Annotated in this window: 20 protein-coding genes; 14 read left to right on the top strand and 6 right to left on the bottom strand. The window is 69.9% G+C overall.

Features of this window, described 5'->3' with window-relative positions; translation table 11 throughout:
- Nucleotides 1–70 precede the first annotated feature (70 nt).
- Nucleotides 71–1,249, top strand: a complete 1,179-nt coding sequence (locus ASF57_RS18620; RefSeq protein WP_056485785.1) for a GGDEF domain-containing protein — start codon at nucleotides 71–73, stop codon at nucleotides 1,247–1,249.
- Nucleotides 1,250–1,271: 22 nt separating this feature from the next.
- Here ASF57_RS18620 and ASF57_RS18625 read toward each other — a convergent pair whose 3' ends face one another.
- Nucleotides 1,272–2,204 carry a peptidylprolyl isomerase gene (locus ASF57_RS18625; RefSeq protein WP_082504125.1) on the bottom strand — a complete coding sequence of 311 codons (933 nt, stop codon included), beginning with the start codon at nucleotides 2,202–2,204 and terminating at the stop codon, nucleotides 1,272–1,274.
- 513 nt (nucleotides 2,205–2,717) lie between these two features.
- Here ASF57_RS18625 and secA point away from each other — a divergent pair.
- The 4 genes from secA to ASF57_RS18645 all read left to right on the top strand — a co-directional run bounded on the left by secA (nucleotide 2,718) and on the right by ASF57_RS18645 (nucleotide 7,636).
- On the top strand, nucleotides 2,718–5,612 hold the full coding sequence (secA, locus tag ASF57_RS18630) for a preprotein translocase subunit SecA (RefSeq protein WP_056485788.1): 2,895 nt from the start codon (nucleotides 2,718–2,720) through the stop codon (nucleotides 5,610–5,612).
- A gap of 3 nt (nucleotides 5,613–5,615) precedes the next feature.
- A complete protein-coding gene (locus ASF57_RS18635) occupies nucleotides 5,616–6,068 on the top strand; it encodes a GNAT family N-acetyltransferase (RefSeq protein ID WP_056485791.1) in 453 nt (150 codons plus the stop codon).
- 91 nt (nucleotides 6,069–6,159) lie between these two features.
- The gene (locus ASF57_RS18640) at nucleotides 6,160–7,182 is read left to right on the top strand and encodes a cell wall hydrolase (protein WP_056485794.1); all 1,023 of its coding nucleotides are present in this window, start codon (nucleotides 6,160–6,162) and stop codon (nucleotides 7,180–7,182) included.
- Nucleotides 7,183–7,348: 166 nt separating this feature from the next.
- Nucleotides 7,349–7,636: a hypothetical protein gene (locus ASF57_RS18645; protein ID WP_056485797.1), complete on the top strand. Its 288-nt coding sequence runs from the start codon at nucleotides 7,349–7,351 to the stop codon at nucleotides 7,634–7,636.
- A gap of 136 nt (nucleotides 7,637–7,772) precedes the next feature.
- Here the strand turns inward: ASF57_RS18645 and ASF57_RS18650 are convergent, their stop codons facing one another.
- Both ASF57_RS18650 and ispG read right to left on the bottom strand, forming a co-directional pair.
- Nucleotides 7,773–9,758: a potassium transporter Kup gene (locus ASF57_RS18650; RefSeq protein WP_056485800.1), complete on the bottom strand. Its 1,986-nt coding sequence runs from the start codon at nucleotides 9,756–9,758 to the stop codon at nucleotides 7,773–7,775.
- Nucleotides 9,759–9,975: 217 nt separating this feature from the next.
- On the bottom strand, nucleotides 9,976–11,283 hold the full coding sequence (gene ispG / locus ASF57_RS18655) for a flavodoxin-dependent (E)-4-hydroxy-3-methylbut-2-enyl-diphosphate synthase (RefSeq protein WP_056485803.1): 1,308 nt from the start codon (nucleotides 11,281–11,283) through the stop codon (nucleotides 9,976–9,978).
- 346 nt (nucleotides 11,284–11,629) lie between these two features.
- Here ispG and ASF57_RS18660 point away from each other — a divergent pair, with 346 nt between their 5' ends.
- The 4 genes from ASF57_RS18660 to ASF57_RS18675 all read left to right on the top strand — a co-directional run bounded on the left by ASF57_RS18660 (nucleotide 11,630) and on the right by ASF57_RS18675 (nucleotide 15,674).
- Entirely contained in the window at nucleotides 11,630–12,742 is a 1,113-nt protein-coding gene (locus tag ASF57_RS18660) for a patatin-like phospholipase family protein (protein WP_056485806.1), read from the top strand.
- A 101-nt stretch (nucleotides 12,743–12,843) separates the two neighbouring features.
- Nucleotides 12,844–13,470 carry a sigma-70 family RNA polymerase sigma factor gene (locus ASF57_RS18665; protein WP_056485809.1) on the top strand — a complete coding sequence of 209 codons (627 nt, stop codon included), beginning with the start codon at nucleotides 12,844–12,846 and terminating at the stop codon, nucleotides 13,468–13,470.
- 110 nt (nucleotides 13,471–13,580) lie between these two features.
- On the top strand, nucleotides 13,581–14,375 hold the full coding sequence (locus tag ASF57_RS18670) for an anti-sigma factor (protein WP_244477000.1): 795 nt from the start codon (nucleotides 13,581–13,583) through the stop codon (nucleotides 14,373–14,375).
- Between the two features lie 342 nt (nucleotides 14,376–14,717).
- Nucleotides 14,718–15,674, top strand: coding sequence for a phosphatase PAP2 family protein (locus ASF57_RS18675; protein ID WP_244477001.1), 957 nt, complete (start codon nucleotides 14,718–14,720; stop codon nucleotides 15,672–15,674).
- 197 nt (nucleotides 15,675–15,871) lie between these two features.
- Here the strand turns inward: ASF57_RS18675 and ASF57_RS18680 are convergent, their stop codons facing one another.
- On the bottom strand, nucleotides 15,872–16,669 hold the full coding sequence (locus tag ASF57_RS18680; protein ID WP_056188099.1) for a TerC family protein: 798 nt from the start codon (nucleotides 16,667–16,669) through the stop codon (nucleotides 15,872–15,874).
- Between the two features lie 145 nt (nucleotides 16,670–16,814).
- Nucleotides 16,815–17,738, bottom strand: a complete 924-nt coding sequence (locus ASF57_RS18685) for a lipid kinase (protein WP_056485814.1) — start codon at nucleotides 17,736–17,738, stop codon at nucleotides 16,815–16,817.
- Between the two features lie 699 nt (nucleotides 17,739–18,437).
- On the opposite strand from ASF57_RS18685, the gene ASF57_RS18695 reads away from it, so the two are divergent.
- The 5 genes from ASF57_RS18695 to panD all read left to right on the top strand — a co-directional run bounded on the left by ASF57_RS18695 (nucleotide 18,438) and on the right by panD (nucleotide 22,840).
- A complete protein-coding gene (locus ASF57_RS18695; protein ID WP_244477002.1) occupies nucleotides 18,438–19,328 on the top strand; it encodes a hypothetical protein in 891 nt (296 codons plus the stop codon).
- A gap of 74 nt (nucleotides 19,329–19,402) precedes the next feature.
- Nucleotides 19,403–20,668 carry a hypothetical protein gene (locus ASF57_RS18700; RefSeq protein ID WP_056485822.1) on the top strand — a complete coding sequence of 422 codons (1,266 nt, stop codon included), beginning with the start codon at nucleotides 19,403–19,405 and terminating at the stop codon, nucleotides 20,666–20,668.
- Nucleotides 20,669–20,786: 118 nt separating this feature from the next.
- Nucleotides 20,787–21,767 (top strand): SPFH domain-containing protein, encoded by a 981-nt coding sequence (locus ASF57_RS18705; protein ID WP_056187830.1) that lies wholly within the window; start codon nucleotides 20,787–20,789, stop codon nucleotides 21,765–21,767.
- Nucleotides 21,764–22,210, top strand: a complete 447-nt coding sequence (locus ASF57_RS18710; protein ID WP_056485824.1) for an NfeD family protein — start codon at nucleotides 21,764–21,766, stop codon at nucleotides 22,208–22,210. The genes ASF57_RS18705 and ASF57_RS18710 overlap by 4 nt, the downstream gene beginning before the upstream one ends.
- 168 nt (nucleotides 22,211–22,378) lie before the next feature.
- Nucleotides 22,379–22,840, top strand: coding sequence for an aspartate 1-decarboxylase (gene panD / locus ASF57_RS18715; RefSeq protein WP_056485828.1), 462 nt, complete (start codon nucleotides 22,379–22,381; stop codon nucleotides 22,838–22,840).
- Nucleotides 22,841–22,873: 33 nt separating this feature from the next.
- Here the strand turns inward: panD and rpoN are convergent, their stop codons facing one another.
- Nucleotides 22,874–24,436: an RNA polymerase factor sigma-54 gene (rpoN, locus tag ASF57_RS18720; RefSeq protein ID WP_082504127.1), complete on the bottom strand. Its 1,563-nt coding sequence runs from the start codon at nucleotides 24,434–24,436 to the stop codon at nucleotides 22,874–22,876.
- Nucleotides 24,437–24,520: the final 84 nt, after the last annotated feature.

The following is a 24,520-nucleotide window of genomic DNA, read 5'->3' on the forward strand; positions in this document are numbered from 1 at the left end:
GGATTGTCGGCCCTATCGACGGCGCGATCGGCGCTCGTATCAGGAAACGGGCTGGGAACGAGACCGATCGATGCTGCTCGATGCCTCGACCCTGCTGCTGGTGACCGTGATCCTGACCTTCATGGTCGGGAGCCTGTTCCTGCTGTCGTGGAGCCAGGCACGCCACGTCCACGCCCTGGCGATCTGGGGCGTCGCCCACATCACCGGCGCGGTGGCGTCGGCCCTGCTCGCCCTGCGGGGAATCATTCCGGACGGGATCTCGATCGGCGTCGCCAACGGGGTGATGATCGGCGCCTACGGGCTGATCTGGAGCGGCACCCGCGCCTTCGAGGGACGGCGGGCGCGGCCGGTGCCGGTGGCGGTCGCGGTGGCGCTCTGGAGCGGCGCCTGCCTGATCCCGGCCTTCTACGCCTCGCTGCCCGCCCGGGTCATCCTGGCCTCCAGCCTCGCCGCCGGGTTCTGCTTCCTGGCGGCGCGGGAGCTGTGGCGGGCGAGGGCCGAACCGCTGGTGTCGCGCTATCCCGGCATCGGCCTGCTGCTGCTCTACGCCATCGCCTACGGGATCCGGGTGCCGCTCGCCCTGGTCGCCCCGCCGCAGGTGGGGCCGAATTCGCTGCAATCGCCCTGGCTGACGATCCTGTGCCTGATCGGCATGCTGTTCACCCTGGCGATCGCCTTCGTGTTCATGTCGCTGACCAAGGAGCGGGCGGAGCACCTCCAGCGGCAGGCGGCGGATACCGACGCCCTCACGGGCGTCCTGAGCCGGCGCGCCTTCGTGGCCCGGGCCGAGGCCGCCCTCATCGAGAGGGGGCCCGCCGTCACCCTGCTGCTGTTCGACCTCGATCACTTCAAGCGCATCAACGACCGGCACGGCCACGCGGTCGGGGACGGCGTCCTCGTCGGGTTCTGCCACGCAGTGACGGCCCTGCTGCCGGATTCCGCCCTGTTCGGCCGGATGGGCGGCGAGGAATTCGCCTGCCTCCTGCGCAACCTCACGCCGGAGGAGGCCCTGGCCAAGGCCGAGTTCCTGCGCCGCGCCACGGCCCGCATCGCCGTGCCGGAACTGCCGCAGCTCGCCATCAGCGTCAGCATCGGGCTGGCGACGGCGGAGGGGCCGTCCCCCCGCCGAAGCGCCGGGCGTCGGCTCGACGCCCTGCTCAGCCGGGCCGATGCGGCCCTCTACCGGGCCAAGCGAAACGGGCGGGGACGGACTGAGCCCGCCCCGCCCACCTTACGCCGGGTTGCCTGAGGCCCGGGGCCCGCGAGGACCCTTACGGAGCCTTCGGGGCGGGGGCCGGCGGCGCGGGCGCGACGGCTGGGGCGGCGGCGGTGCGCTCGATCTTGGCGCCCTCGCGCAGCTTCAGGATCAGGTCCTGCTGGGCCTTGCGGGTGAGATACTGGTCCACCTGCTCCTTCATCTCGTCGAAGGTCGGGACCGGCTTGGTGCGCTTCTCCTCGAGCTTGATCACGTGCCAGCCGAACTGGGTCTTGACCGGCTCGGACACCTGTCCGGGGCTCATCTTGAAGGCGGCCTCGGCGAAGGGCGCGACCATGCGCTCCTTGGTGAACCAGCCGAGATCGCCGCCCTCGGTCTTCGAGCCGGGGTCCTTCGACACCTCGGCCGCGACCTTGGCGAAGTCCTCGCCGCCCTTGATGCGCGCGGCGATCTTCTTGGCGTCGTCCTCGTTCTCCACGAGGATATGGCGGGCATGCACCTCCTCCTCGGGCTTCATCGCCTTCACGGTCTGGTCGTAGAGGGCCTTGGCCGCCTCCGGCGTCGCCGCCTTCTTGGCCTCGCGCTCCAGGTACTCGTCGAGCAGGAGCTTGTCCTTGAAGTAGGCGAGCTTGCGCTGGAAGTCCGGCGAATCGCCCACCTTGGCGGCGCTCGCCGCCTGGGCGCCGACCTTGAGGTCGATCATGTAGTCGACCAGGAGGTTCTTCTTCTGGGCGTCGTCCACGCCCGGCAGCGACAGGGCCGGGTCCTCGGACGCGATGGCGAGATCGCCCGCCGTGATCGGCGCCCCGTTGACCTTCGCCACCACCGTCTCGGGGGCCACGGGAGCGGCCGGCGCCGCTGACGGCGTCGCTGCGGGCGTCTGTGCTTGTGCCTGGGCCTGGGCGGAGGCCAGGGGCAGGCCGAGGGCGAGGGCCACGGCCCCCGTGCGCAGGAGGCCGGAACGCGAGAGGAACTTGGTCATCGTCATGGAGGCGTCCTTGGGAGCGCCGCCCGCGTCCCGGCAGGCCGGAGGTCGTCGCAGAGGCGGTCGGAGAAAGTCGGTCGCGAAGGTGTCGCGATGGTGAAGTGCGGCGGCAGGCCGCCGCGGTTCTGCCGCGACATCAGGTGGCGCGCGATCCCCGCGATGGCAAGCGCGGTCGTCGCGATGGGAAATCGCGGGCCCGGGGCCGGCCTGACGAATCCGGACGCTCCGGCCCGTCGATCGTCAGGGCACCACGTGGCCCAAGATTCTTGCCATCAGGGCGGCCCGGACCGGCCATCACGATGCCGGGAGATCGCCGCACCGGTGACCCGCGCGGATCGAACGGGCCGGTTGCGGCGTTGGGGGCCTCTGCCGGTGGCCGAGCGGCGCCGTGGGTGACGGACGGCGCGGGCGGGTCTGCACACGGCCTGGCTCTTTCGGATGCGCCGGTCCGTATTTACCTCTATAAGCCCGGCCAACATTCGCCTTCAGACTTATTCGATCGACCGTAGGTTCACGATGCTCGGTGCCCTCGCCAAGAAGATTTTCGGCTCGTCCAACGACCGGCGCGTGAAGGGCTATCGTCCCCGTGTGGCCGAGATCAACGCCCTGGAGCCGCAGGTCGCGGCGCTCTCGGACGACCAGCTCCGCGCCCGCACCGACATGCTGAAGGCCGAACTCGCCGCCGGCAAGAGCCTCGACGACATCCTCGTGCCCGCCTTCGCCACCGTGCGCGAGGCGGCCAAGCGCGTGCTCGGCCAGCGCCACTTCGACGTGCAGCTCATCGGCGGCATGGTGCTGCACGAGAGCGGCATCGCCGAGATGCGGACCGGCGAGGGCAAGACCCTGGTGGCGACCCTGCCGGTCTACCTCAACGCCCTGTCGGGGCTCGGCGTCCACGTGGTCACGGTGAACGACTATCTCGCCGCCCGCGACGCGGAGTGGATGGGCCGGGTCTACCGCTTCCTCGGTCTCACCGTCGGCACCATCGTGCACGGGCTCGACGACGGCCAGCGGAAGGAGGCCTACGCGGCCGATATCACCTACGGCACCAACAACGAGTTCGGGTTCGACTACCTGCGCGACAACATGAAGTACGAGCTCAGCCAGCTCTCGCAGCGCGGGCACAGCTTCGCGATCGTCGACGAGGTCGATTCGATCCTGATCGACGAGGCCCGCACCCCGCTCATCATCTCCGGCCCGGTCGACGACCGCTCCGAACTCTACGTCTCGGTCGACGCGCTGATGCCCCACCTGGAGCGCGAGCATTACGACCTCGACGAGAAGCAGCGCACCGTCTCGCTGACCGAGAGCGGCAACGAATTCGTCGAGGACCTCCTGCGCGGGGCCGACCTGCTCAAGGAGGGCGACCTCTACGACGCGCACAACGTCAGCCTCGTCCACCACGTGAACCTGGCGCTTCGCGCCCACACCCTGTTCACCCTGGACAAGGACTACATCGTCAAGAACGACGAGGTGGTGATCATCGACGAGTTCACCGGCCGCATGATGCAGGGCCGGCGCTACTCGGAAGGCCTGCACCAGGCCCTCGAGGCCAAGGAGCGGGTGACGATCCAGCCCGAGAACCAGACGCTGGCCTCGATCACGTTCCAGAACTACTTCCGGCTCTATTCGAAGCTTGCCGGCATGACCGGTACGGCCTCGACCGAGGCCGACGAGTTCGCCGAGATCTACAAGCTCGAAGTGGTCGACATCCCGACCAACAAGGAGGTCGAGCGCGTCGACGAGGACGACGAGGTCTACCGGACCGTCGATGAGAAGTACCAGGGCATCATCGCCGAGATCGGCAAGGCGCATGAGCGCCATCAGCCGATCCTGGTCGGCACCGGGTCGATCGAGAAATCGCAGCACCTCGCCGAGATGCTGGTCAAGGCCGGTTTCCGCCAGCTCGACTACTCGGACCCCAACGCCCTGACGGACGTCTACGCCGCCGCCCGCGAAGGCCGGGTGACCAAGCGCTTCGCCGTGCTCAACGCCCGCTTCCACGAGCAGGAGGCCTATATCGTCGCCGAGGCCGGCGTGCCCGGCGCCATCACCATCGCCACCAACATGGCCGGGCGCGGCACCGACATCAAGCTCGGCGGCAACGTCGAGATGCGGGTCGAGAAGGAGCTGGCGGGCCTGCCCGAGGGTCCTGAGCGCGACGCGAAGATCGAGGCGATCAACGCCGAGATCGCCGAGAACCGCGCCAAGGTGCTGGCCTCCGGCGAGGCGGCCGACCCGGCCGCCAACCGTAAGACCGCCCTGCCGGGCGGCCTCTACATCATCGGCACCGAGCGCCACGAATCCCGCCGCATCGACAACCAGCTGCGCGGCCGCTCCGGCCGCCAGGGCGATCCGGGCCGCTCGAAGTTCTACCTGTCGCTCCAGGACGACCTGATGCGGATCTTCGGGTCCGACCGCATGGACGGCATGCTGACCCGCCTGGGGCTCGAGCAGGGCGAGGCGATCATTCACCCCTGGATCAACAAGGCGATCGAGAAGGCGCAGCAAAAGGTCGAGGCGCGCAACTTCGACATGCGCAAGAACGTGCTCAAGTACGACAACGTCATGAACGACCAGCGCAAGGTCGTGTTCGAGCAGCGCCGCGACTTCATGGGCCAGGACAGCGTGCGCGACACCGTGGACGAGATGCGCCACGGCGTCGTCGACGACCTCGTGGCCGTGCACGTGCCCGAGAACGCCTATGCCGAGCAGTGGGACATCGAGGGCCTGCGCGAGCGGGTGCAGTCCCTGCTCAACCTCGACGTGCCGGTCGAGGACTGGGCCAAGGAGGAGGGCATCGCCGACGAGGAGATGCGCGACCGCCTGCGCCAAGCCGCCGACGAGGCCTATGCCCTGCGCACCGAGAAGAACACGCCCGAGGTGATGACCTATGTCGAGAAGCAGGTGCTCCTGCAGACCCTCGACCATCTCTGGCGCGAGCACCTCGTCACCCTCGACCACCTGCGCCAGGTGGTGGGCTGGCGCGGCGTCGCCCAGCGCGATCCCCTCAACGAGTACAAGTCCGAGGCCTTCGAGCTGTTCAACGGCCTGGTCGCCGCCCTGCGCGAGCAGGTCACCCAGCAGCTCTCGCGCATCGAGATCATGTACGAGGGCGCGGAGGGTGGCGCGGCGGAGGATCCCTTCGCCCAGCCCGCCCTGCCGCCGATGTTCGGCCAGCATCTCGATCCGGTCACCGGCGAGAACGAGATGGCCTCGTACGGCACCGGCAGCGACGGCGGTGCGGGACCGGCCTACGGCTACGCCGCCCGCGAGCTGTCCGCCGAGGGCGCCGTGCTGGAGCGGGACCCGCAGGATGCCTCCACCTGGGGGCGCGTCGGCCGCAACGAGCCGTGCCCCTGCGGCTCGGGCAAGAAGTACAAGCACTGCCACGGCACGCTGTCGGCCTGAACCATGTCTGACGCCGACACGTCTCAGGGCGACCCGTCCCAGCGCGACCCCGCCGGCGTCGTCTACGGCATCGAACCGAACCTCGACGCGGCGGAATTCCGCCGCGTCCTCGTCGAGTCGGGCCTCGCGCCCCGGCGCCCGTCCGACGACCTGCCGCGCCTCGCCCTGATGCTGGAGCGGGCCGATCTCGTGGTCACCGCCCGGCGCGACGGCGCACTGGTGGGGATCGCGCGCACGCTCACGGATTTCGAGTTCTGCGCCTACCTGTCGGACCTAGCGGTGAGCCGCTCGGTGCAGGGGCTCAAGATCGGCCAGGGCCTCATCGCTGCCACCCGTGCGGCCGTCGGCCCGCGGGCGTCGCTGCTGCTGACGGCGGCCCCGGACGCCATCACCTTCTACGATCACATCGGCATGCCGCGCGTGGCCGACGCCTTCCGCTACGACCGCGAGGCCTGAACCCCCGCCGCTCCGTTCTCCGCTTGCCCGAAAACGAACCCATTTGGCAGCCAAGCCACATGGACAAGCTTGAGGGAGCGAACGGACCGGCATGCAGGGATTCCAATCGGCGAAGACGTTGCCTGTTCTTGGGCTCATCCTGGCGGTCCCGGGTCTCGGCGGGTGTAATACCTACGGGCCGACTTCCGGAGGGACGGGTACGACCCTCGCCGCCAAGCCGGTTGCCGTCACCGACGAGGAGCGCGACTGCCTCGGCCGCGCCATGTACTTCGAGTCGAACCGCAGCGATTCCGAGGGCCTGCTCGCGGTCGGAACGGTGGTGATGAACCGGCTCGAGGCGGCGGCCTTCCCGAATGGCGGCATCTGCTCGGTGGTCGGCCAGCCCCGGCAGTTCGCTCCCGGCGTGCTGACGAAGAAGATGGACGAGCGGAGCCTGCAGAAGGTCGCCGAGGTGACCGACGCGGTGCTGGACGGCAAGCGCCACCCCAAGGTCGGCCGGGCGATGTACTTCCACACCGCCGGTCTGCGCTTCCCCTACAACAACATGCACTACGTGGCGGTGGCCGGCGGCAACGCCTTCTACGAGAAGCGCAAGCCCGGCGCCGTGGCGCAGGCCGCCCCTCCGACCGCCCTGGCCTTCGCCGCCGCCGAGCCGCCCGCCACGCCGGTGGCGACCTCCCCGACCCTGGTCGTACCACCGGCCGTCGCCCCCTCGGCCGCCGCCAGCCCTGCGCTGTCCGCGAGCCCTGCTAAAGCAACCCATCCTGCCGAGGCCATGAGTTCTGCTGGAGCCATGCGTTCTGCTGGAGCCATGAGTTCTGCCGAAGCCATGAGTTCTGCCGAAGCCATGAGTTCTGCCGAAGCCATGAATTCTGCCGCCGTTGCCGGTCCTGCGTCGGCGAGCCCAGAGGCCGGCGCTAAGACCGGGCACAAGACCGCCAACTCCAAGACCGCCAACTCCAAAACGGCCGCCTCCAAGGACACCCCGTCCAGGACGCCCGAGCCCAAGGCCGTCGCGAAGGCACATGGCGCGCGAAACCGACTCGCCCTGACCCCGGCCGCCCTGGCGCCCGAGCCACCTCCGCCGACGGTTCTCAACCTGCCCCGGCCGTGATCGGGGTCTCGCCCGCCCGAGGACGCATGGTGGAGTCGACCGGAGCCTGACCCCGCGCCGGTTCCGGCGCGACCGTGCCGCTTTCGGTCGCGGGGATCGGAGGGGCCGTGCACCCTATCTGAGATCGGGCCTCTCCCTCTCCGCAGGCCCATCCCAGCAGGTCCCGATGAACATGCTTCAGCCGGTCGCCAACCTCGCAACGGCGTGCACGCGCGTGGTTGTCCGTGCCCTCACTCGGGGCTTCGATGCACTGACAGGCTTGGTTGGCCGCCTGAACGATCGCGTCGAGGCGCATCTGCGCGATCGGACACCGCTGCTCAGGGCCTATTACGCGCGTCCGGCCCATCGGCTGGCCGCGCCGCTGCCCGACCTCGGCGGGCCGATCGACTTGGCGCTGCGGGGTGGCATTCGCGAGACCGGTCCGGGCCGAACGACGCAAGCCTCGGCGCCATAATCCTCTGCCGTGACTTCGGCCCGGTGCCGCGACCGGGGCCAACGCTTTCACGCAGCCCGGTCGACGCTTCGTCCGGATGCCCGGGAACCCGCCCGGCGCGGCCCCCCGGACCGGGAAGCCCCGGTCGGCGCGTTCCCTAGACCGTCACCTGCGTTCCCACCTCGACCACGCGGCCGGTGGGGATCTGGAAGAAGTCCGTGGCGTCGTTGGCGTTCTTGGCCAGCGTGATGAAGATCCGGTCCTGCCACAGGGGCATACCCGAATGGGCGGCCGGCCGGATCGAGCGGCGGGACAGGAAGAACGACGTCGCCATGATGTCGAACTTGAAGCCCTGCTTGCGCAGCAGAGTCAGGGTCCGGGGGATGTTCGGCGTCTCCATGTAGCCGAACTTCATCACCACCTTGTGGAAGTGCGGGCCGATCGGCTCGATGTGGATGCGGTCGGACTCGGCGGCGCGGGGCGTGTCCACGGTCTCCACGGTGAGCACCACGTTCTTCTCGTGCAGCACCTTGTTGTGCTTCAGGTTGTGCAGCAGCGCGGCCGGGGCGATGTAGGGGTCGCTGGTGAGGAACACCGCGGTGCCGCGCACGTGATGCGGCGGGCTCTTCTCCAGCATGCTGACGAGTTCGGTCAGCGGCACGTCGGTCTTGCGCGTCTTGTTGATCAGGATGCCGACGCCGCGCACCCAGGTCCACATCATGACCATCAGGGCGCCGGCGAACAGCAGGGGCACGTAGCCGCCCTCGAACACCTTCAGCATGTTCGACAGCAGGAACAGGAACTCCACCGCCGCGAAGGGCAGGATCGCGAGGCCGGCGGCCCAGGGCGACCATTTCCAGGTCTTCCACAGCACCAGGAAGGCGAGGCTCGCGGTGATCAGCATCGTGCCCGTCACGGCGATGCCGTAGGCGGAGGCCAGGGCCGCCGAGGAGCGGAACAGGATCGCCAGGATCACCACGCCGACCATCAGCAGCGCGTTGATCTGCGGCAGATAGATCTGGCCCGAATGCGATTCGGAGGTGTGGCGGATCTCCAGGCGCGGCAGCAGGCCGAGCTGGATCGCCTGGCGCGACAGCGAGAAGGCGCCGGTGATCACGGCCTGGCTCGCCGTGACGGTGGCGGCGGTGGCGAGCAGCACCATCGGCAGCAGGCCCCATTCGGGCACCAGCTGGAAGAACGGATCGGTGGTGTCGGGCTTCGACAGCACCAGGGCGGCCTGACCGAAATAATTCAGCACGAGGCAGGGGCCGACGAGGCCGAGCCAGGCGATCTGGATCGGGCGGCGCCCGAAATGGCCGAGATCGGCGAACAGGGCCTCGGCTCCCGTCACGGCCAGGAACACCGCGCCGAGCGCCACCAGGGCGCCGGTGCCGTGCCCAAGGAGATAATGCACCGCGTAATACGGGTTGAGGGCCCAGAACACGTCGGTGTTCGCCAGGATGTGGGGCACGGCGGCGAGCGCCATCGCGGCGAACCACACCACCATCACGGGGCCGAAGAACGAGGCCACCTTGCTGGTGCCGCGCACCTGGATGAGGAACAGCGGCACGATGATCGCGATCGTGATCGGCAGCACGTAGGAATCGAAGGCCGGGGTGACGAGCTTCAGGCCCTCCACCGCCGAAAGCACCGAGATCGCCGGCGTGATGATGGCGTCGCCGTAGAACAGCGAGGCGCCGAGCAGGCCGAACATGAACACCACGCGGGAGCCGCCGAGCGCGCTGCGGGCCAAAGCCATCAGCGAGAGGATGCCGCCCTCGCCGTTGTTGTCCATCCGCAGCAGGATGACGACGTACTTGATGGTGACGATGAGGACGAGCGCCCACAGGATCAGCGAGGCGACGCCCAGCACCTCCTCGCGCAGGAGGATGCCGTCGGCCCGCGCCGAGACCAGGGCCTCGCGGAAAGCGTAGAGCGGGCTGGTCCCGATGTCGCCGTAGACCACCCCGACGGACCCGAGGACCAGCGTCCACAGGCCCGCCGGGCCGTGGGCCCGTGCGGTCTCGGGCGAGGCCTCACCGGCAGGCGAAGCCTCGCCGGCGGGAGAAGGCCCGGCGGCCGGAGGTGCTCCGGCGCCATCGGGTTTGGCGGCGGGCGCGCTCGAAGGGGCGGTTTGCGTCATTCGGCTCGATCGAGGCTCATGGCGAGCCCAACGTCCCGCGGCGCGGGTTGGGTCGCGCGCGGGAACGCCGGGGCCGGCCCGACGGGGTCGGGCGGCGGGGGACGGTCGCGTTCACGCTATCATGCGGCGCAGTACGCGAGAACGGCAACCTGGGACCGGTTGCCGTTCGTCGGAGTTCGGTCCGGACAGTGTCCGGGGATCTTTGCGCGTCCGGCCGCTACTCGGCGGCGGTGCGGGCCCCGTTGCCGAAGCGCCGCTCGATGTAATCGGTCACCACGGTCTCGAAATCCTTGGCCAGGGTCGGCCCGCGCAGGGTCATGGCCTTCTTGCCGTCGATGAAGACCGGCGCCGTCGGGGTCTCGCCGGTGCCCGGCAGGGAGATGCCGATATCGGCGTGCTTCGATTCGCCGGGGCCGTTGACGATGCAGCCCATCACCGCGACGTTGAGACCCTCGACGCCCGGATAGGCCTTCTTCCATTCCGGCATCGAGGTGACGATCCAGTTCTGGATGTCGCGGGCGAGCTCCTGGAACGTGGTCGAGGTGGTGCGGCCGCAGCCCGGGCAGGCGGCGACGAGGGGCACGAAGGTGCGGAAGCCCATGGTCTGCAGCAATTCCTGCGCGGCCTTGACCTCCACCGTGCGGTCACCGCCCGGCTCGGGGGTGAGCGAGTAACGGATGGTGTCGCCGATGCCTTCCTGCAGCAGCACGCCGATGGCGGCGGACGCCGCCACCAGGCCCTTCGAGCCCATGCCGGCCTCGGTCAGGCCGAGATGGATGGCGAAGTCCGAGCGGCGCGCCACCTCGCGGTAGACCGCGATCAGGTCCTGCACCGCCGAGACCTTGGCCGACAGGATGATCTTGTCCTGCGGCAGGCCCAGTTCCACCGCACGCTCGGCCGAGCCGAGGGCCGACTGCACCATGGCCTCGCGCATCACCGCGCGGGCGTCGATCGGCCGGGCCGAGCGGGCATTCTCGTCCATCAGATGGGTGAGCAGCGCCTCGTCGAGGGAGCCCCAATTGGCGCCGATGCGCACGGTCTTGTTGTAGCGGATCGCCTGCTCGATGATGGTCGAGAACTGCGTGTCCTTCTTCTCCTTGAAGCCGACATTGCCGGGGTTGATCCGGTACTTGGCCAGCGCCTCGGCGCAGGCCGGATGGTCGGACAGGAGCTTGTGGCCGATATAGTGGAAGTCGCCCACCAGCGGCACGTGCACGCCGATGCGGTCGAGGCGCTCGCGGATCTTCGGCACGGCGGCGGCGGCCTCGTCGCGATCGACGGTGATGCGCACGAGTTCCGAGCCGGCCCGGGCGAGCTGGGCCACCTGGGCCACGGTGCCGTCGATGTCGGCGGTGTCGGTGTTGGTCATCGACTGGACGACGATCGGCGCGCCGCCGCCCACCGTCACGGCGCCCTCGCCGGCCCCGATGGTGACGCCGACCGTGCGGTGCCGGGGGCTCGGTCCTGCGATCTCGGGGCCGGTGCCGCTGATCGGGTTGGCGGGGGTGGCGTCCATGATGTCCATCGTTGACTGTGCGCTCCGAGGAACGTCCGCCGGCGACCGGAGGCCGTCGACCGGGCCGGGCCGGGCGGCGGCCCGATGCCGCTGACAATACGCCCTCGATCGTTTAGCTGAGATGACGGCGGGCGGGCGTCAAGTCCGCTGCGTCACCCGAAGACCGGACGGCGCAGCGAACGCGCTGATCGTATTCGGCTTCTCCCATGTCCCATCCCGGCGGCGATGTCGAGGTTCGGGGCCGGTGTCGGGCAGCAGGCCTGCGCGCCGGACAGGGAACCGCCGCGTGTTCCAACGTGTTTGTGGCCTTGCGGCATCATATATTGCGGTGCAACATTCACGTCTGGAGTTCGCCATGCTCGATCCGCACCAGGAGCCGTCGATCGATTCGCTTCCCGATGTTCCGGTCGCGTGCGATCTGCCGATGCAGCCGGCCGTCGCCACCCGGGTGATGGCGGGGCCGCGCGCGGAGAAGACGGTGGCGCTGGCGCTGCAGGGCGGCGGGGCGCATGGGGCCTTCACCTGGGGCGTGCTCGACGCGCTGATCGAGGATGGGCGGCTCGGCTTCGAGGCGATCACGGGGGCCAGCGCCGGGGCCATGAACGCAGTCGTGATGGTCGACGGCTGGCTCGAGGACGGGCCGGACGGCGCCCGCCGCGCCCTGGAGCGGTTCTGGCGCGAGGTCAGCCTCGACGGCGACCTGTGGCCGGCCCAGCGCCGCGCCTTCAGCGGCCTGTTCGAGTTCTGGTCGAACAGCCCCGTCGCCGAATTCTGGACCCGGGTGCTGAAGACCAGCCCCTACACGTCGAACCCGCTCAACTACAATCCGCTGCGCAAGGTCCTGGCCGCCCAGGTCGATTTCGAGCGTCTGCGCGCGGCCGAGACCGCGGCCGTGTTCGTGTCGGCCACCAACGTGTGGACCGGCAAACTCGCGGTGTTCGAGCGCGCATCGCTCAACGTCGACCATCTCATGGCCTCCGCCTGCCTGCCCACGGTGTTCCAGGCGGTGGAGATCGACGGCGTCCCGTACTGGGATGGCGGCTACCTCGGCAATCCGCCGCTCTATCCCCTCTATCGCGGCGCCGAGACCCGCGACATCGTCCTGGTGCAGATCAACCCGGTGGAGCGCCGCGAGACCCCGCGCACCCCGCAGGAGATCCAGGACCGCCTCAACGAGATCACCTTCAACGCCAACCTGATGCGCGAATTGCGGGCCATCGACTTCGTCGACCACCTGATCGCCGAGGGCGTGCTCGGGCGGGGCGAGTACCAGTCGCAATACGTCCACCGCATCGACGGCACCGGCGCCCTCGACGAGTACCAGGCCTCCTCGCGCCTCGATGCCCGCTGGCGGGTGTTCGAGCGCCTGCGCGACAAGGGTCGGGGCGCGGCCCAGGCCTGGATCGCCGAGAACTACGAGCAGATCGGCCGGACCTGCACCCTCGACCTCGAGGCGACCTATCGCTGAGGCCCTGGGGCTGAGGCGCCTTGCGCCGCGGGCGTGAGGATTTCGTCCCGCCCTGGCACGCCGGGCGGGATTAAAACGGCCTTCGCGCGCGTTATCCCTTCATGACGACCGAACCGAACCGGCCCGGCCCGACCGCCATCGTCGATCTGCTCGTTCCGCTCAGGCGCTACGCCCGCGCCCTGACGCGCGACACCCTGCGGGCCGACGACCTCGTGCACGATGCCCTGGTGCGCGCCCTCGAATCGGGGCAGGCGGCCCGGCCGAACACCAATCTGCGGACCTGGATGATGACGGTCCTGCACAACGTCTTCATCGACGACCAGCGCCGGAAGCGGGTCGAGGCCCGCCACGCCGACACGCTGGTCCAGATGAGCGAGGACATGGCGCCCCCGGCGCAGGAGGCGCAGGTCCGCCTCGCCCAGATCCGCCGCGCCTTCCTCACCCTGCCGGAAGAGCAGCGCGCCGCGCTCCACCTGGTCACCCTGGAAGGCATGGCCTACGCCGACGCGGCGGCCGTCCTCGGGATTCCGATCGGAACGCTGATGTCGCGCCTCGGCCGGGGCCGCGCCGCCCTGCGGGCCTTCGAGGAGGGCGAGCGCCAGACCAGCGGGGTCGCCGAGCGGCGCCAGCGCCTGGCCACCGAGCGTCCGCGCCTCCGCCTCGTTGCGCAGGACGACGCGGACGAGACCGATTTTCGCCGGACCGGCCGGGCCGTTGGCGACACCTGACCTTCGAAGCGAATCGGGAGGAGCGGCCAGACGGTGCCGTGTCCGCCCCCAGCGTGGCCGGGACGTCTTGTCCAGGGACGCGCCCCCTGTATCTGACCGGAGTCGACGCCATGAACCAGACCGCGATGATCGATCCGATTACCGACGACGACCTCACCGCCTTCGTCGACGGACAGCTCGACGGATTGCGCCGCCTCGACGTGGAGGCGCATCTGGCGCGCCATCCCGAGACCGCGGCGCAAATCATGGCCGAGCTGCATGACCGCGACGCCCTGCGGCAGGCCTTCTCCGTCCAGCCCGGCCCGGGCCCCGAGCGGAACCGGGCAGCCGCGCGCCGCCTCGACCGGTCCCTGGCGTGGCGCCGGTTCGGCGACCGCCTGCGCCGGGCGGCCGTGATCGCGCTCCTGGTCGGCACCGGCTGGCTCGCCCATTCCGATGGCCCCTTCCTCGGCGTGCCGGATACCTTTGCCTCCCCGGTCGATCCGGCCCTGATGGCCGATGCGCGCCACGCCCGCGAGGCGGCGCAGGTGCGGGCCCAGATCGCCGCGCAGCGGGTCGATCAGGCCCCCGCCTACGATCGCGCCGGCATCGCGGCCGCCACCGGCATCGCCCTGCCGGACCTGCCCGCCGGCTGGACCGTGCGCGACGTGCAGATCGTGCCTGCCCGCAACGGAACCGGCGTCGAGGTGATGATCGACGCGGGCGCCCTCGGCGAGGTTTCCCTGTTCGCCACCCGCGGTTCCGACCGCGGCGTCGCCCCGAGCGAGATCACCAGCCCGGGTGACGGCGAGACCGCCTACTGGACCGCCGGCCACTCGGCCTATGCGCTCAGCGGCGGCCACGATCATGCCGGCCTGGAGAGCGCAGCCCGCAGCCTCGCGGATCGCACCGCCACCAAGCTCTGAACCCGGGGCGGTCACCCAAGACGATCCGTCACCCAAGTCTGTCCGTCAGCCAAGACGATCCGTCAGCCAAGACGATCCGGAGGCGGCACCGGAGGCCGGCCGATCGCCCCCGGGGTTTCGTCGCGGGCGCGGGACCCCACTAGCCTTCGAGACAGCCCGCCGACACGGTTCCGGGGATCGGCCTTGGCCGCCGCCGCGCCGATGTCGCCGCACGGCGAGATTGTTCAGGAAACAGGGCGCGGTTCGGTCGACGTTCAGGTCAGGAATGCCACATGCCTGTTGTCTGGGAACCCTATAGGCCCGTGGCACTTGCTGTGTTCTGACCTCCGACCCGAGATGCCGATGGCCCGCCTGTCTCTTCTCCTGACATTTGCCGCGGCCATGCCTGCGGCCATGCTCGCCACGCTGCCGGCGGGCGTTCTGGCCCAGACCGCACCGGGTCAGCCTGCTCCTCCTCAGACCTCTCCTGTCCCCACTTTTCCCGCCACCACTGCTCCTGCGCCGAACAAGCCGGCCGAGGCTGCCCAGAAGCCCACCTCGGCCCCGGCCGTTTCCGCCGCTCCCCTGACGCCGGGCAAGCCCGCGCGGGCGCCCTACCTGTCGGATGCGCAGGCCCCCGACACCGTGGCGATCCTCGGCGCCCCGCCCCGGGGACAGTCGGCGGCCGAGGCGGCCGACAAGGCCGCCTTCGTCGCCACCCGCGCCCTCAAGGGCACCCCACGCTGGGCCCTCGCCACCACGGATGTGGCCGATGGGGCCTCCGCGATCCTTGACGATTTCGCCTGCGTGATCGGCCAGCGCATCGAGCAGTCGCGCGCCCCGGCCCTCATGACCCTGATGGAGCGTGCGCGCCTCGACATCGCCCACGCCACCCGGGCGCCGAAGCTGCATTACCGCCGGCTGCGCCCCTTCGTCGGCAACGATGCCGAGATCTGCGTGGTCCGCACCTCCGAGCTGGGCAACGCCTTCAGCTTCCCGTCCAGCCACGCGACGCAATCCTGGACCTATGCGGCGATCATGGCGGCGCTGATGCCAGAGAAGGCGACTCAGTTCTTCGTCCGCGCCCGCTCGTACGGCGAGAGCCGCATCGTCTGCGGCCTGCACTGGGCCAGCGACATCGAGGCCGGCCGCACCGCCGGCAGCGCGGTCTTCGCTGCGCTCCAGGGCGATGCGACGTTCCGGGCCGATCTCGAGAAGGCGCGGGTGGAACTCGGCAAGCTCCTGGCCTCCGGCGGTGCCGCTCCGGATCAGGCGGTCTGTGCCCGCGAAGATGCCGCGGCGCGCGAGCCCATCCTGTAGTCCGCGATTCCATCCTGTAGGGCAAAAACCCAGGTCCGGACCTTTCCGACTGGGTTGCGGCGGGCGTGCGATCTCGGCGACCCACCGTGTCGGGCGTCGACTCACCCTCGATAGGCTCTGTCGTAAACGCCGAAGGGCCCGGCCGGTTTTCCGGTCGGGCCCTTCGAGTTTTCCCGTGAAACGTTAACCACGTTCGATCAGGCTTGGCCCCCGTCCCGCTTGAGGGGGCGGCCTGCCGGCGAGCTGGAGGTCGTGGTCGAAGACGGGCCGCGTCGCCGCCGCCGGGCCAGCATGTTCAATCCCTCCACGCCGGCCGAGAACGCCATGGCGGTGTAGATGTAGCCCTTGGGCACATGGGCGCCGAAGCCTTCCGCGATCAGCGTCATGCCGATCATGATGAGGAAGCCCAGGGCCAGCATCACCACGGTCGGGTTGGCGGCGATGAAGCGCGACAGCGGATCGGCGGCCAGCAGCATCACCGTCACGGCGGCGAGCACGGCCACCACCATGATGGGAACATGCTCGGTCATGCCCACCGCGGTGATGATGCTGTCGATGGAGAACACCAGGTCGAGGACCAGGATCTGTCCGATGGCTGCCGTGAAGCCGATGGCGGCCTTGCCCCCGAGGGTGTCATGCCCCTCCGGCTCCGGATCGACGGTGTGGTGGATCTCCTTGGTGGCCTTCCACAGCAGGAACAGGCCGCCCGCGATGAGGATGAGATCCCGCCAGGAGAAGCCCTTGCCGAAGACCTCGAAGACCGGCTGCGTCAGGGCGACGATGTACGCGATGGTGGCGAGCAGGCCGAGGCGCAGGATGAGGGCGAGGCCGATGCCGATGCGCCGCGCCTTCTGCTGATGCTCGGGCGGCAGCTTGTTGGTGAGGATCGAGATGAAGATGAGGTTGTCGATGCCGAGCACGATCTCCATCACCACCAGGGTGGCGAGGGCCGCCCAGGCGGTGGGATCGTTGGCGAGTTGAAGCAGGCTGTCCACGTTGGCCTCGTCGAGTCGGTCGGGCATGGCCGCGGATCGGTTCGCGTCGCGGAATGCCCCGGGAGAGGGGAGGGGCCGGCTCGGCCCCCGGAAGATTTCGAGAAGGGGCCATCGGCCCCGGGACGCCCTCCGCAGGTCTGCGCGATCAGGCCGGGAGGTCGGCGTGGTCCGCCGGCACGCCGGGTCGCTCGGCCGGCGCCGGGCTGAAGATCCGCACCGCCCTCGGCACGACCTTGAAATGGGCCGGCGTGTAGGTCGACAATTCGCCGTCGGTGTTCACCGGGCGCGGCTTCTTGGTCTTGACCACGATCTCGGTGGTGCTGAAGGCCCGCACGTCGGCCGCCTTGCCCTGTGTGCCCTTGCGCAGGGCCGGCAGCAGCATCAGCAGCCGCCACCAATGGGCGACCTCGAGGCTGTAGAAGTCGAGCTTGCCGTCATCGACGGTGGCCGTCTCCTCCACGGTCATGCCGCCGCCGTAGTGCCGGCCGTTGCCGACCGAGACCTGGATGGTGCGTACCGTCTCGGTCTGGCCGTCATGCTCGATATAGACCGTGAAGGGCCGCATCCGCCGCAGCACGCGGATCGCCGCGATGCCGTAGCCGAGGGTGCCCCAGGTCTTCTTCGATTCGGCCGTGAGGTCGCCGGCGAGATCCGCCGAGAAGCCGATGCTGGCGACGTTGAAGTAGTAATGCCCGTTGACGCAGCCGAGATCGGCGGGCCGCGCCTCCGCCTCCGTGATCAGGCGAGCCGCCTCGACGGGATCGACCGGCAGTCCGAGCGAGCGGGCGAGATCGTTGGCGGTGCCGAGGGGCAGGATGCCGAGGGGCAGGCCCGTCTCCACCAGGGCGGGAGCGGCCGCGTTGAGGGTGCCGTCGCCGCCGCCCAGGATGACGAGGTCGCAGCCGGCGGCGTGGCGCTTGATCACCGCGGAGCAATCGGCGTCGCCCGGCGGCTCGTAGGGCTCGATTCCCCCGGCACGCAGCACGTCGCGCACCGCGTCCAGGGAGAAGCCGCCGTTGCGGGCCTTCGGGTTGACGAGAAGAAGCGCCTTGCGGGACGACGCGCTCATCGGAGCGCTCCCATCCGGCGCGACTGGGCTCGGCCCGGCAAGATTCGGCCCGGCAAGGTTCGGCCCGGCTCGGGATCGTGGGGAAGACCGGGACCTTGAAGACAACGATGAACCATGAGGTCTGAAACCCTCCGGTGCGTTCGCGCCGCGTCAGCGCAAAAGCATGGAAGGGTCCGACATCACGGTCAACGCCTCGACCGCCAGAGGGGCCCGGACCCGCACCACAAGTTGGGCGCAGGCTTGGCAATGACAAGAGCCCCGGGCGATCACAAGAGTCCCTGCCGTCACAAGAGCCCCCGCCATCACAAGCCCCCCATCACAAGAGCCCCGGCGATCGCCAGAGCCCGCCGATGCCGCGTGCCCCCAGGCCGATCGGACGCCGGTGCGGGCCGGTCCGGTGGAAGCGGGACCGGATCGCCGGCCGATCGATGCCCGCAATCCCCGCACCCTTCCACAGGGACTGATGGAAACGGGGGCCAACCGGCGGGATGCTGCGCCGGGTTCAGGGAAACTTAGCGGGCACACCCGACGTTTCATTTCGGTCGACCGGTCCGACACCCGCCTTTCCGAAATCCAGGCCGCGACCCCGGTGATGATGCCATGCGCCACGGTCCACGCTTCCACGGAATCGGCTTCGGCCGACGCGACGTTCCCGGACTCGATTCGGGCCGGCATGATCTTTTCGGTCGGCATGATCTTGTGAGCCGACTCAGCCTGCTGTCGTCGGCCGTGCTGATGAGCGCTGCCTTTTCCCTCGGACCTGCCCAGGCCCAGAGCCGTCCGGGCTGGGTCGATCCGCCGGCACGCCAGCCGGCACAGGCCGAGACGCCGGTCGCCGACAAGCCTGCATCCGGGAAAGCGGGAGTCGGAACCTCCTCGGCTGGGACCTCCTCGGCCAAGACACCGACCCTCGCCGACACTCCGCCCTCGGCGCGGGCGCAGGCGGCGGCACCCGCCCGGGACGGCACCCGGTCCGAGCGGACGCCGATGGCCTCGCCGCGCCGCCGCCTCGCCGAGCCCGCGCCTGAGGGCCGGCGTGCGCCCCGGATGCACGAGAGCCGATCCGCCTCCGATCGCCTGCACATTCGCCCGCGCCTCGCCGAGACGCCGATGGCGTCTCCGGCCATCGATTCCGAGGCCCGCTTCCCCGAATGGGCGATCGCGGCGACCCGCCTGACCGAGCGCTACCTCGACACCGTCTCGGCACCGGGTGACGCGATGGTGTCCGCCGCGCCCCGCTTCTACGCGGAGCGCGTCCGCTTCCATGGCCGCACCGTCTCGCTGGCGGCCCTGATGGCGGAGAAGCGGCGCTTCGTCCGGCGCTGGCCGGAGCGGCATTACGCGACGCAGGGCGGCACCACCCGGACCGCCTGCCACGCGGCCAGCGCCACCTGCGTCGTCCGCACCACCTTCGATTTCCGCGCCGACAATCCGGCGCGCGGCGTGCGCTCGCAGGGCGTGTCCGAACTGACCCTCACCATCAGCTTCGCCGGCGAGCGCCCGCTCATCGTCGCCGAATCGAGCCGGGTCGTGCGCCGCTATGGTGCCGGGCCGCAGAGCGCTATAGCGGGGGCTCCGCGCGGTGCCTGAAGCCGGCTCGCCGCGGGCGCTGCGTCATGTCCGGAGTTGTTCGCGTCTTGGATGAACGAAATCCACCCTCGCCGGTGTCGAGCGACGCCCGACGGGATGCGACGAATCCGGACCGCGCGGCCCTGCGCGCCGGGATCGCGGACGAGATCGCGCGCCAGGGCGTCCATCCGGTGGCCGAACGGACGCTGGCCCTGCTGGCGGAAGCGGCGCTCGTCGCGACCCCGGCGCCCCCGGGCTACCGGGTGATCGACCGGACCGGTGCCCCGCGCCACATCACCGACCCCGACGGCAATCCGGTGCCGATGGATGTCGCGGCCCTGTTCGCGGAATTCCGGGAGCGTCATCCCGCCCTGTTCCGACCCGTTCCCGAACCGGAGCCGGAGCCGGAGCCGGAGCCCGTCGCCGTTCCACCCCCGGATGTCCGGGCCGCGACCGCGCGATTCGTGGCGGCGCAATCGGTGCGCGTCCGCGCCCTGGCGGATGGGGCGACCCGGCGCGGTCGCACCCTCGGCGCCGCGTTCGGCGGTCGGCTGGCGACGCTGCGGCGTGATCGGGCGGCGCGTTTCGCGTCGGGTGACGCGACCTCGGCGTATACCAGCGCGTCGGATTCCGAGGTCCGTGCCCCGGTCTCTGCCCCTACACCTGCCCCTGCGCCGGGCCGGGCCGGCCTCGTCGCGGACCGGGTCCGGGACGGCGCGCGCCGCGCCGGCGGCTATGCCCGCGGCCGGATCGTCGACAACGCGTCCCGCCTGCGCGAGGTCACCCGCGACCGCAACGTCCTGCGGGACGCCCTGTCCCGCCCCGCCCTGCTGCTCGGCATCGGCGCCATCGCCCTGGTGAGCCTGGCCGCCCTGCTCGGTGGACGAATCACGGCCCCCGATACCGCGCCCTCCGACGCCCCGCCCGTCGAGGCTGGAAGCTCCGCGCAGCCTCCCTCCCAGACCTCCGCCGCGACGCCGTCGCCCAGTGCGCCGGACATGAGCCCGGCCCCGGCCGAGGAGGCCCCTCCGAAGCGGACCGCCACCAACGAGATCAGCGGTCCGGTGGAGGTCATCGACACCGCCACCCTTCGGGTCGGCGGCAAGCTGGTGCGGCTGTTCGGGGTCGAGTGGGTGCGCGGCGGACAGGCCGACGAACTCATCCGATACCTCGCCGGGCGCACCGTGACCTGCCAGCCGGTGGCCGGCAGCGAGGCCCGGCTCTGCGCGGTGGACGGGCGCGACCTTTCGGAGGTTGTGCTGTTCAACGGCGGCGGCCGCGCCTCCCCCGAGGCGACCCCCGACCTCGTCGCGGCCGAGGATCACGCCCGGGCCGAACGTCTGGGCGTCTGGGCGCGCTGACCTCGATCCCGGACGGCGTGCGACGAACCAGCTGGTTCGTTCGCCACCAGCGTTTGCTTCCGCTTGCGTCCACCGATCCCGGCGGTCTCAATGTCGGCGGGAATCGGGGGCTTGAAGAATGGATCTGTCTGTGGGGGTGAGCATCGCGGCGGTGGTGCTGGTGGCGCTTGTCGTCGTCACGCTCGCCATCGGCATCAACATCGTGCCGCAGGGCCACGTCTACACCGTGGAGCGGTTCGGCAAATATCATCGCAGCCTGGAATCCGGGCTCGGGTTGATCGCGCCCTACGTCGAGCGCATCGGTCGGCGGGTCAACGTGATGGAGCAGGTCATCGACGTGCCGAGCCAGGAGGCCTTCACCCGCGACAATGCGGGGGTACGGATCGACGCGGTGGTCTTCTATCAGGTGCTCGATGCGGCGCGGGCCTCCTACGAGGTCTCGAATCTCGAAGTCGCCATGATGACCCTGACCATGACCAACATCCGGACGGTGGTCGGTTCGATGGACCTCGACCAGTTGCTCTCCCACCGCGACGAGATCAACGAGCGCCTGTTGCGGGTGATGGATGCGGCGGCCTCGCCGTGGGGGGTGAAGATGACCCGCATCGAGATCAAGGACATCGTGCCCCCCGCCGACCTGGCCGGCGCCATGGCCCGCCAGATGAAGGCCGAGCGCGAGAAGCGCGCCTCGGTTCTGGAAGCGGAAGGCCACCGGCAGGCGGATATCCTGCGCGCCGAGGGACGCAAGCAATCGGCGATCCTGGAGGCGGAGGGCCGCAAGGAGGCGGCGTTCCGCGATGCGGAGGCGCGCGAGCGCGGCGCCGAGGCCGAGGCGCGGGCGACGCAGCTGGTCAGCGAGGCCATCGCCAAGGGCGACATCGCGGCGGCGAACTTCCTGGTGGCCGAGAAGTACGTGGAGGCGGTGAAGGCGATCGCCACGGCCCCGAACCAGCGCGTCGTGGTGGTCCCGATCGAGGCGGCAGCCCTGGCCGGCACCCTCGGCGGCATCGCAGAAATCACCCGCAGCGTCTTCGGCGAGGGCGCCCAGGCCCGAAAGAGCACCGGCTTGCCTCCGAATGTCGGAGGAGCCGGCCGATGATCGCCGCGTTCGTGGCAGCGATCGGGCCAGCCTGGACCTGGATCCTCATCGGCCTCGTGCTGATGGGAACCGAGCTCATCGCATCCGGCGTGTTCCTGCTCTGGCTCGGCCTCGCGGCCCTCGTCACGGGCCTGCAGATCCTCCTCGTGCCGTTGCCCTGGCAGGGCCAGCTCCTGCTGTTCGCCGCATTGTCGGTGGCTTTCGCAGTGGTTGCGAGCCGCCGCACCCAGGCCGGCGCGAATGCCTTGAATCAGGGCGCTCAGGGCCTCCTCGGGCGCGACTACCCGCTCGCCGCCGCCATCGTCGATGGCGAGGGACATATCCGCGTCAACGACACGCTCTGGCGCGTCGCGGGGCCCGACGCGCCCCTCGGCACGCGGGTCCGGGTGACGGGGGTCGAAGGCACCCTGCTCACGGTGGTGGCTCTCCCGGCTCCCGTGTGACGCGGCTGCGCTTTGCGCCGGCTGACGGGGGTGTTCCGGCGTGTTCCGGTTTGCCTCGGGGTTGCCTTTCGTCGGCCAGCCCACTCATGAAGCCGAAGCTGGCGTCGGTCGGGCGCAAGAGCCGCGATGGCTGCCCGGCGCAGCCCGATACCTAAAGGAACCCGAGCAATGCAGAGTTTTGTCCGCGCCAAGCTGCACGGCATCAGGGTCACGGGGGCCGACCTCAACTATCACGGCTCGATCACGCTGGACGCGGATCTCTGCCGGGAGGTCGGGCTCGATCCCCTCGAGTTCGTCGAAATCTGGAACAAGATGTCGGGCGCGCGGATCAGCACCTACGTCATCTACGGACCGGCCGGTTCGGGCTGCTGCATCCTCAACGGCGCGGCCGCCCGGACCTGCCAAGTCGGCGACGAAATCATCATCGCCTCCTCGACCTATGGCACCGTCGACGACGTGATGGCGCGCAAGCCGCAGGTCCTGATCTTCGGAGACGGCAACGCTGTCACCGATCGCGTGGTCTACGACGTCTTCCGCGACGCGGAGGGCCGCATCGACATGCGGATCATCGAACCGGCACAGGACGCCTCAGCGAAGCCGCAGATCGCGCATCGTATCCGTTTCACCTGAGGGTCGCGGAGCTCGCAGCTCAGAGCCCGCGCCTCAGCGCCCCGCATAGGCAAAGTGCTCGCGCCGGCGCTCGATCGAGGAGGGAATCCGCAGGGATTCCCGGTACTTCGCCACGGTACGGCGAGCGATGTCGATGCCTTCGTCGCGGAGCTTCTGGACCAGGGCATCGTCCGACAGCACGTCGCTTGGGGCCTCGCCGTCGACGAGCTGCTTGATGCGATGGCGCACCGCCTCCGAGGAATGAGACGCGGTGCCGGCCGCGCCCGGAATCGCCGCGGTGAAGAAGTACTTCATCTCCAGCGTGCCCCGGCTGGTGCCGATCGACTTGTTGGAGGTCACCCGCGAGACGGTGGATTCGTGCATGCCGATGGCCTCGGCCACGGTCTTCAGGTTGAGCGGGCGCAGGTGCGCGACGCCGTGCAGGAAGAAGGCATCCTGCTGGCGCACGATCTCGGAGGCGACCTTGAGGATGGTGCGGGCCCGCTGCTCCAGGCTACGGGTCAGCCAGTTGGCGGTCTGAAGGCATTCCGACAGGAAGGCCTTGTCGCCCTCGGCGGCCGCTCCGCGTGAGACGCGGGCATAGTAGCTCTGGTTGACCAGGACCCGCGGCAGCGCCTCGGCATTGAGTTCCACGAGCCAGGAGCCGTCCGGCGCGGCGCGCACGAACACGTCCGGGATCAGCACCTCGACGGCGCGGGCCCCGAAGGCGCGGCCGGGCTTGGGATCGAGCCGGCGCAGCTCCGCCAGCATGTCGACGAGATCCTCGTCATCGACGCCACAGAGCCGACGAAGCGCCGCGAAATCGCGCTTGGCCACGAGGTCGAGGCGCGAGACCAGCGCCTGCATGGCGGGATCGAAACGGTCGCGGTCGCGCAACTGGAGTGCGAGGCATTCGGCGAGATCGCGCGCAGCGATCCCCGCCGGCTCGAAGCTCTGGACGAGCTTCAGCACGCGGGCGACCCGGTCAAGCGAGGCGCCGAGGCGCTCGGCCACCGCGTCGATCGATTCGCGCAGGTATCCGGCATCGTCGACGGCGTCGATGAGAAATCCGCCGATCAGGCGGTCCATCGGATCGCGGGTGGCGAGGTCGAGCTGGGCGCCGAGATGTTCGCGCAGAGAGACCTCGGCGGTCAGCGTCGCCTCGAAGTCGGGGGCCTCCCCCTCGAAGCTTCCGCCGGTGTTGCCGTAGGGAGCCGGTGTCAGCGAGAGCATGTCACCGGAGGCCGCTTCGCGCGCATGGCTCGGATTTTCGTCCGAGAAGACATTGTCGAGGCGGGTGTCGAGGGCACTTTCCATGTCGGCGCCGCTCGCCGTCAGCGTCGTGGCGATCCACGGCTCGTCGCCACCGTCGTAATCGCCATCCTCGCCATCTCCGGCCCGATCGACAGAGGATTCGGAAGGTGTCTCACCGGGGGGACGTTCGATCTCGGCTTCGCCCTCGGCGCGTTCGAGGAGAGGATTGCGCTCCAGTTCGGCATCCACATAGGCGGCGAGATCGAGCTGGGACAGTTGGAGGAGCTTGATCGCCTGGAGAAGCTGAGGCGTCATCACCAGGGCTTGGCCCTGGCGCATTTCCAGCCGTTGCAGCAGACTCATGGTTGTGGCCCCGGAGTGAGTCGCGCCTTAGGCCAGCCGCGCACGTCGCCGTGAGCCCCGCCTCGGCACAGATCTTGCTTCCTT

Origin of the sequence: Methylobacterium sp. Leaf117, assembly GCF_001422985.1 — a bacterium.
Lineage (GTDB): Bacteria > Pseudomonadota > Alphaproteobacteria > Rhizobiales > Beijerinckiaceae > Methylobacterium.

What these genes read in the sequence shown, in the direction of transcription:
- panD (WP_056485828.1), top strand. Translation starts at nt 22,379, where the DNA reads ATGCAGAGTTTTGTCCGCGCCAAGCTGCACGGCATCAGGGTCACGGGG.
- rpoN (WP_082504127.1), bottom strand. Translation starts at nt 24,436, where the DNA reads ATGAGTCTGCTGCAACGGCTGGAAATGCGCCAGGGCCAAGCCCTGGTG.
- ASF57_RS18635 (WP_056485791.1), top strand. Translation starts at nt 5,616, where the DNA reads ATGTCTGACGCCGACACGTCTCAGGGCGACCCGTCCCAGCGCGACCCC.
- ASF57_RS18710 (WP_056485824.1), top strand. Translation starts at nt 21,764, where the DNA reads ATGATCGCCGCGTTCGTGGCAGCGATCGGGCCAGCCTGGACCTGGATC.
- ASF57_RS18705 (WP_056187830.1), top strand. Translation starts at nt 20,787, where the DNA reads ATGGATCTGTCTGTGGGGGTGAGCATCGCGGCGGTGGTGCTGGTGGCG.
- ASF57_RS18685 (WP_056485814.1), bottom strand. Translation starts at nt 17,738, where the DNA reads ATGAGCGCGTCGTCCCGCAAGGCGCTTCTTCTCGTCAACCCGAAGGCC.
- ASF57_RS18650 (WP_056485800.1), bottom strand. Translation starts at nt 9,758, where the DNA reads ATGACGCAAACCGCCCCTTCGAGCGCGCCCGCCGCCAAACCCGATGGC.
- ASF57_RS18640 (WP_056485794.1), top strand. Translation starts at nt 6,160, where the DNA reads ATGCAGGGATTCCAATCGGCGAAGACGTTGCCTGTTCTTGGGCTCATC.
- ASF57_RS18625 (WP_082504125.1), bottom strand. Translation starts at nt 2,204, where the DNA reads ATGACGATGACCAAGTTCCTCTCGCGTTCCGGCCTCCTGCGCACGGGG.
- ASF57_RS18660 (WP_056485806.1), top strand. Translation starts at nt 11,630, where the DNA reads ATGCTCGATCCGCACCAGGAGCCGTCGATCGATTCGCTTCCCGATGTT.
- ASF57_RS18670 (WP_244477000.1), top strand. Translation starts at nt 13,581, where the DNA reads ATGAACCAGACCGCGATGATCGATCCGATTACCGACGACGACCTCACC.
- ASF57_RS18665 (WP_056485809.1), top strand. Translation starts at nt 12,844, where the DNA reads ATGACGACCGAACCGAACCGGCCCGGCCCGACCGCCATCGTCGATCTG.
- ASF57_RS18620 (WP_056485785.1), top strand. Translation starts at nt 71, where the DNA reads ATGCTGCTCGATGCCTCGACCCTGCTGCTGGTGACCGTGATCCTGACC.
- ispG (WP_056485803.1), bottom strand. Translation starts at nt 11,283, where the DNA reads ATGGACATCATGGACGCCACCCCCGCCAACCCGATCAGCGGCACCGGC.
- secA (WP_056485788.1), top strand. Translation starts at nt 2,718, where the DNA reads ATGCTCGGTGCCCTCGCCAAGAAGATTTTCGGCTCGTCCAACGACCGG.
- ASF57_RS18675 (WP_244477001.1), top strand. Translation starts at nt 14,718, where the DNA reads ATGGCCCGCCTGTCTCTTCTCCTGACATTTGCCGCGGCCATGCCTGCG.
- ASF57_RS18645 (WP_056485797.1), top strand. Translation starts at nt 7,349, where the DNA reads ATGAACATGCTTCAGCCGGTCGCCAACCTCGCAACGGCGTGCACGCGC.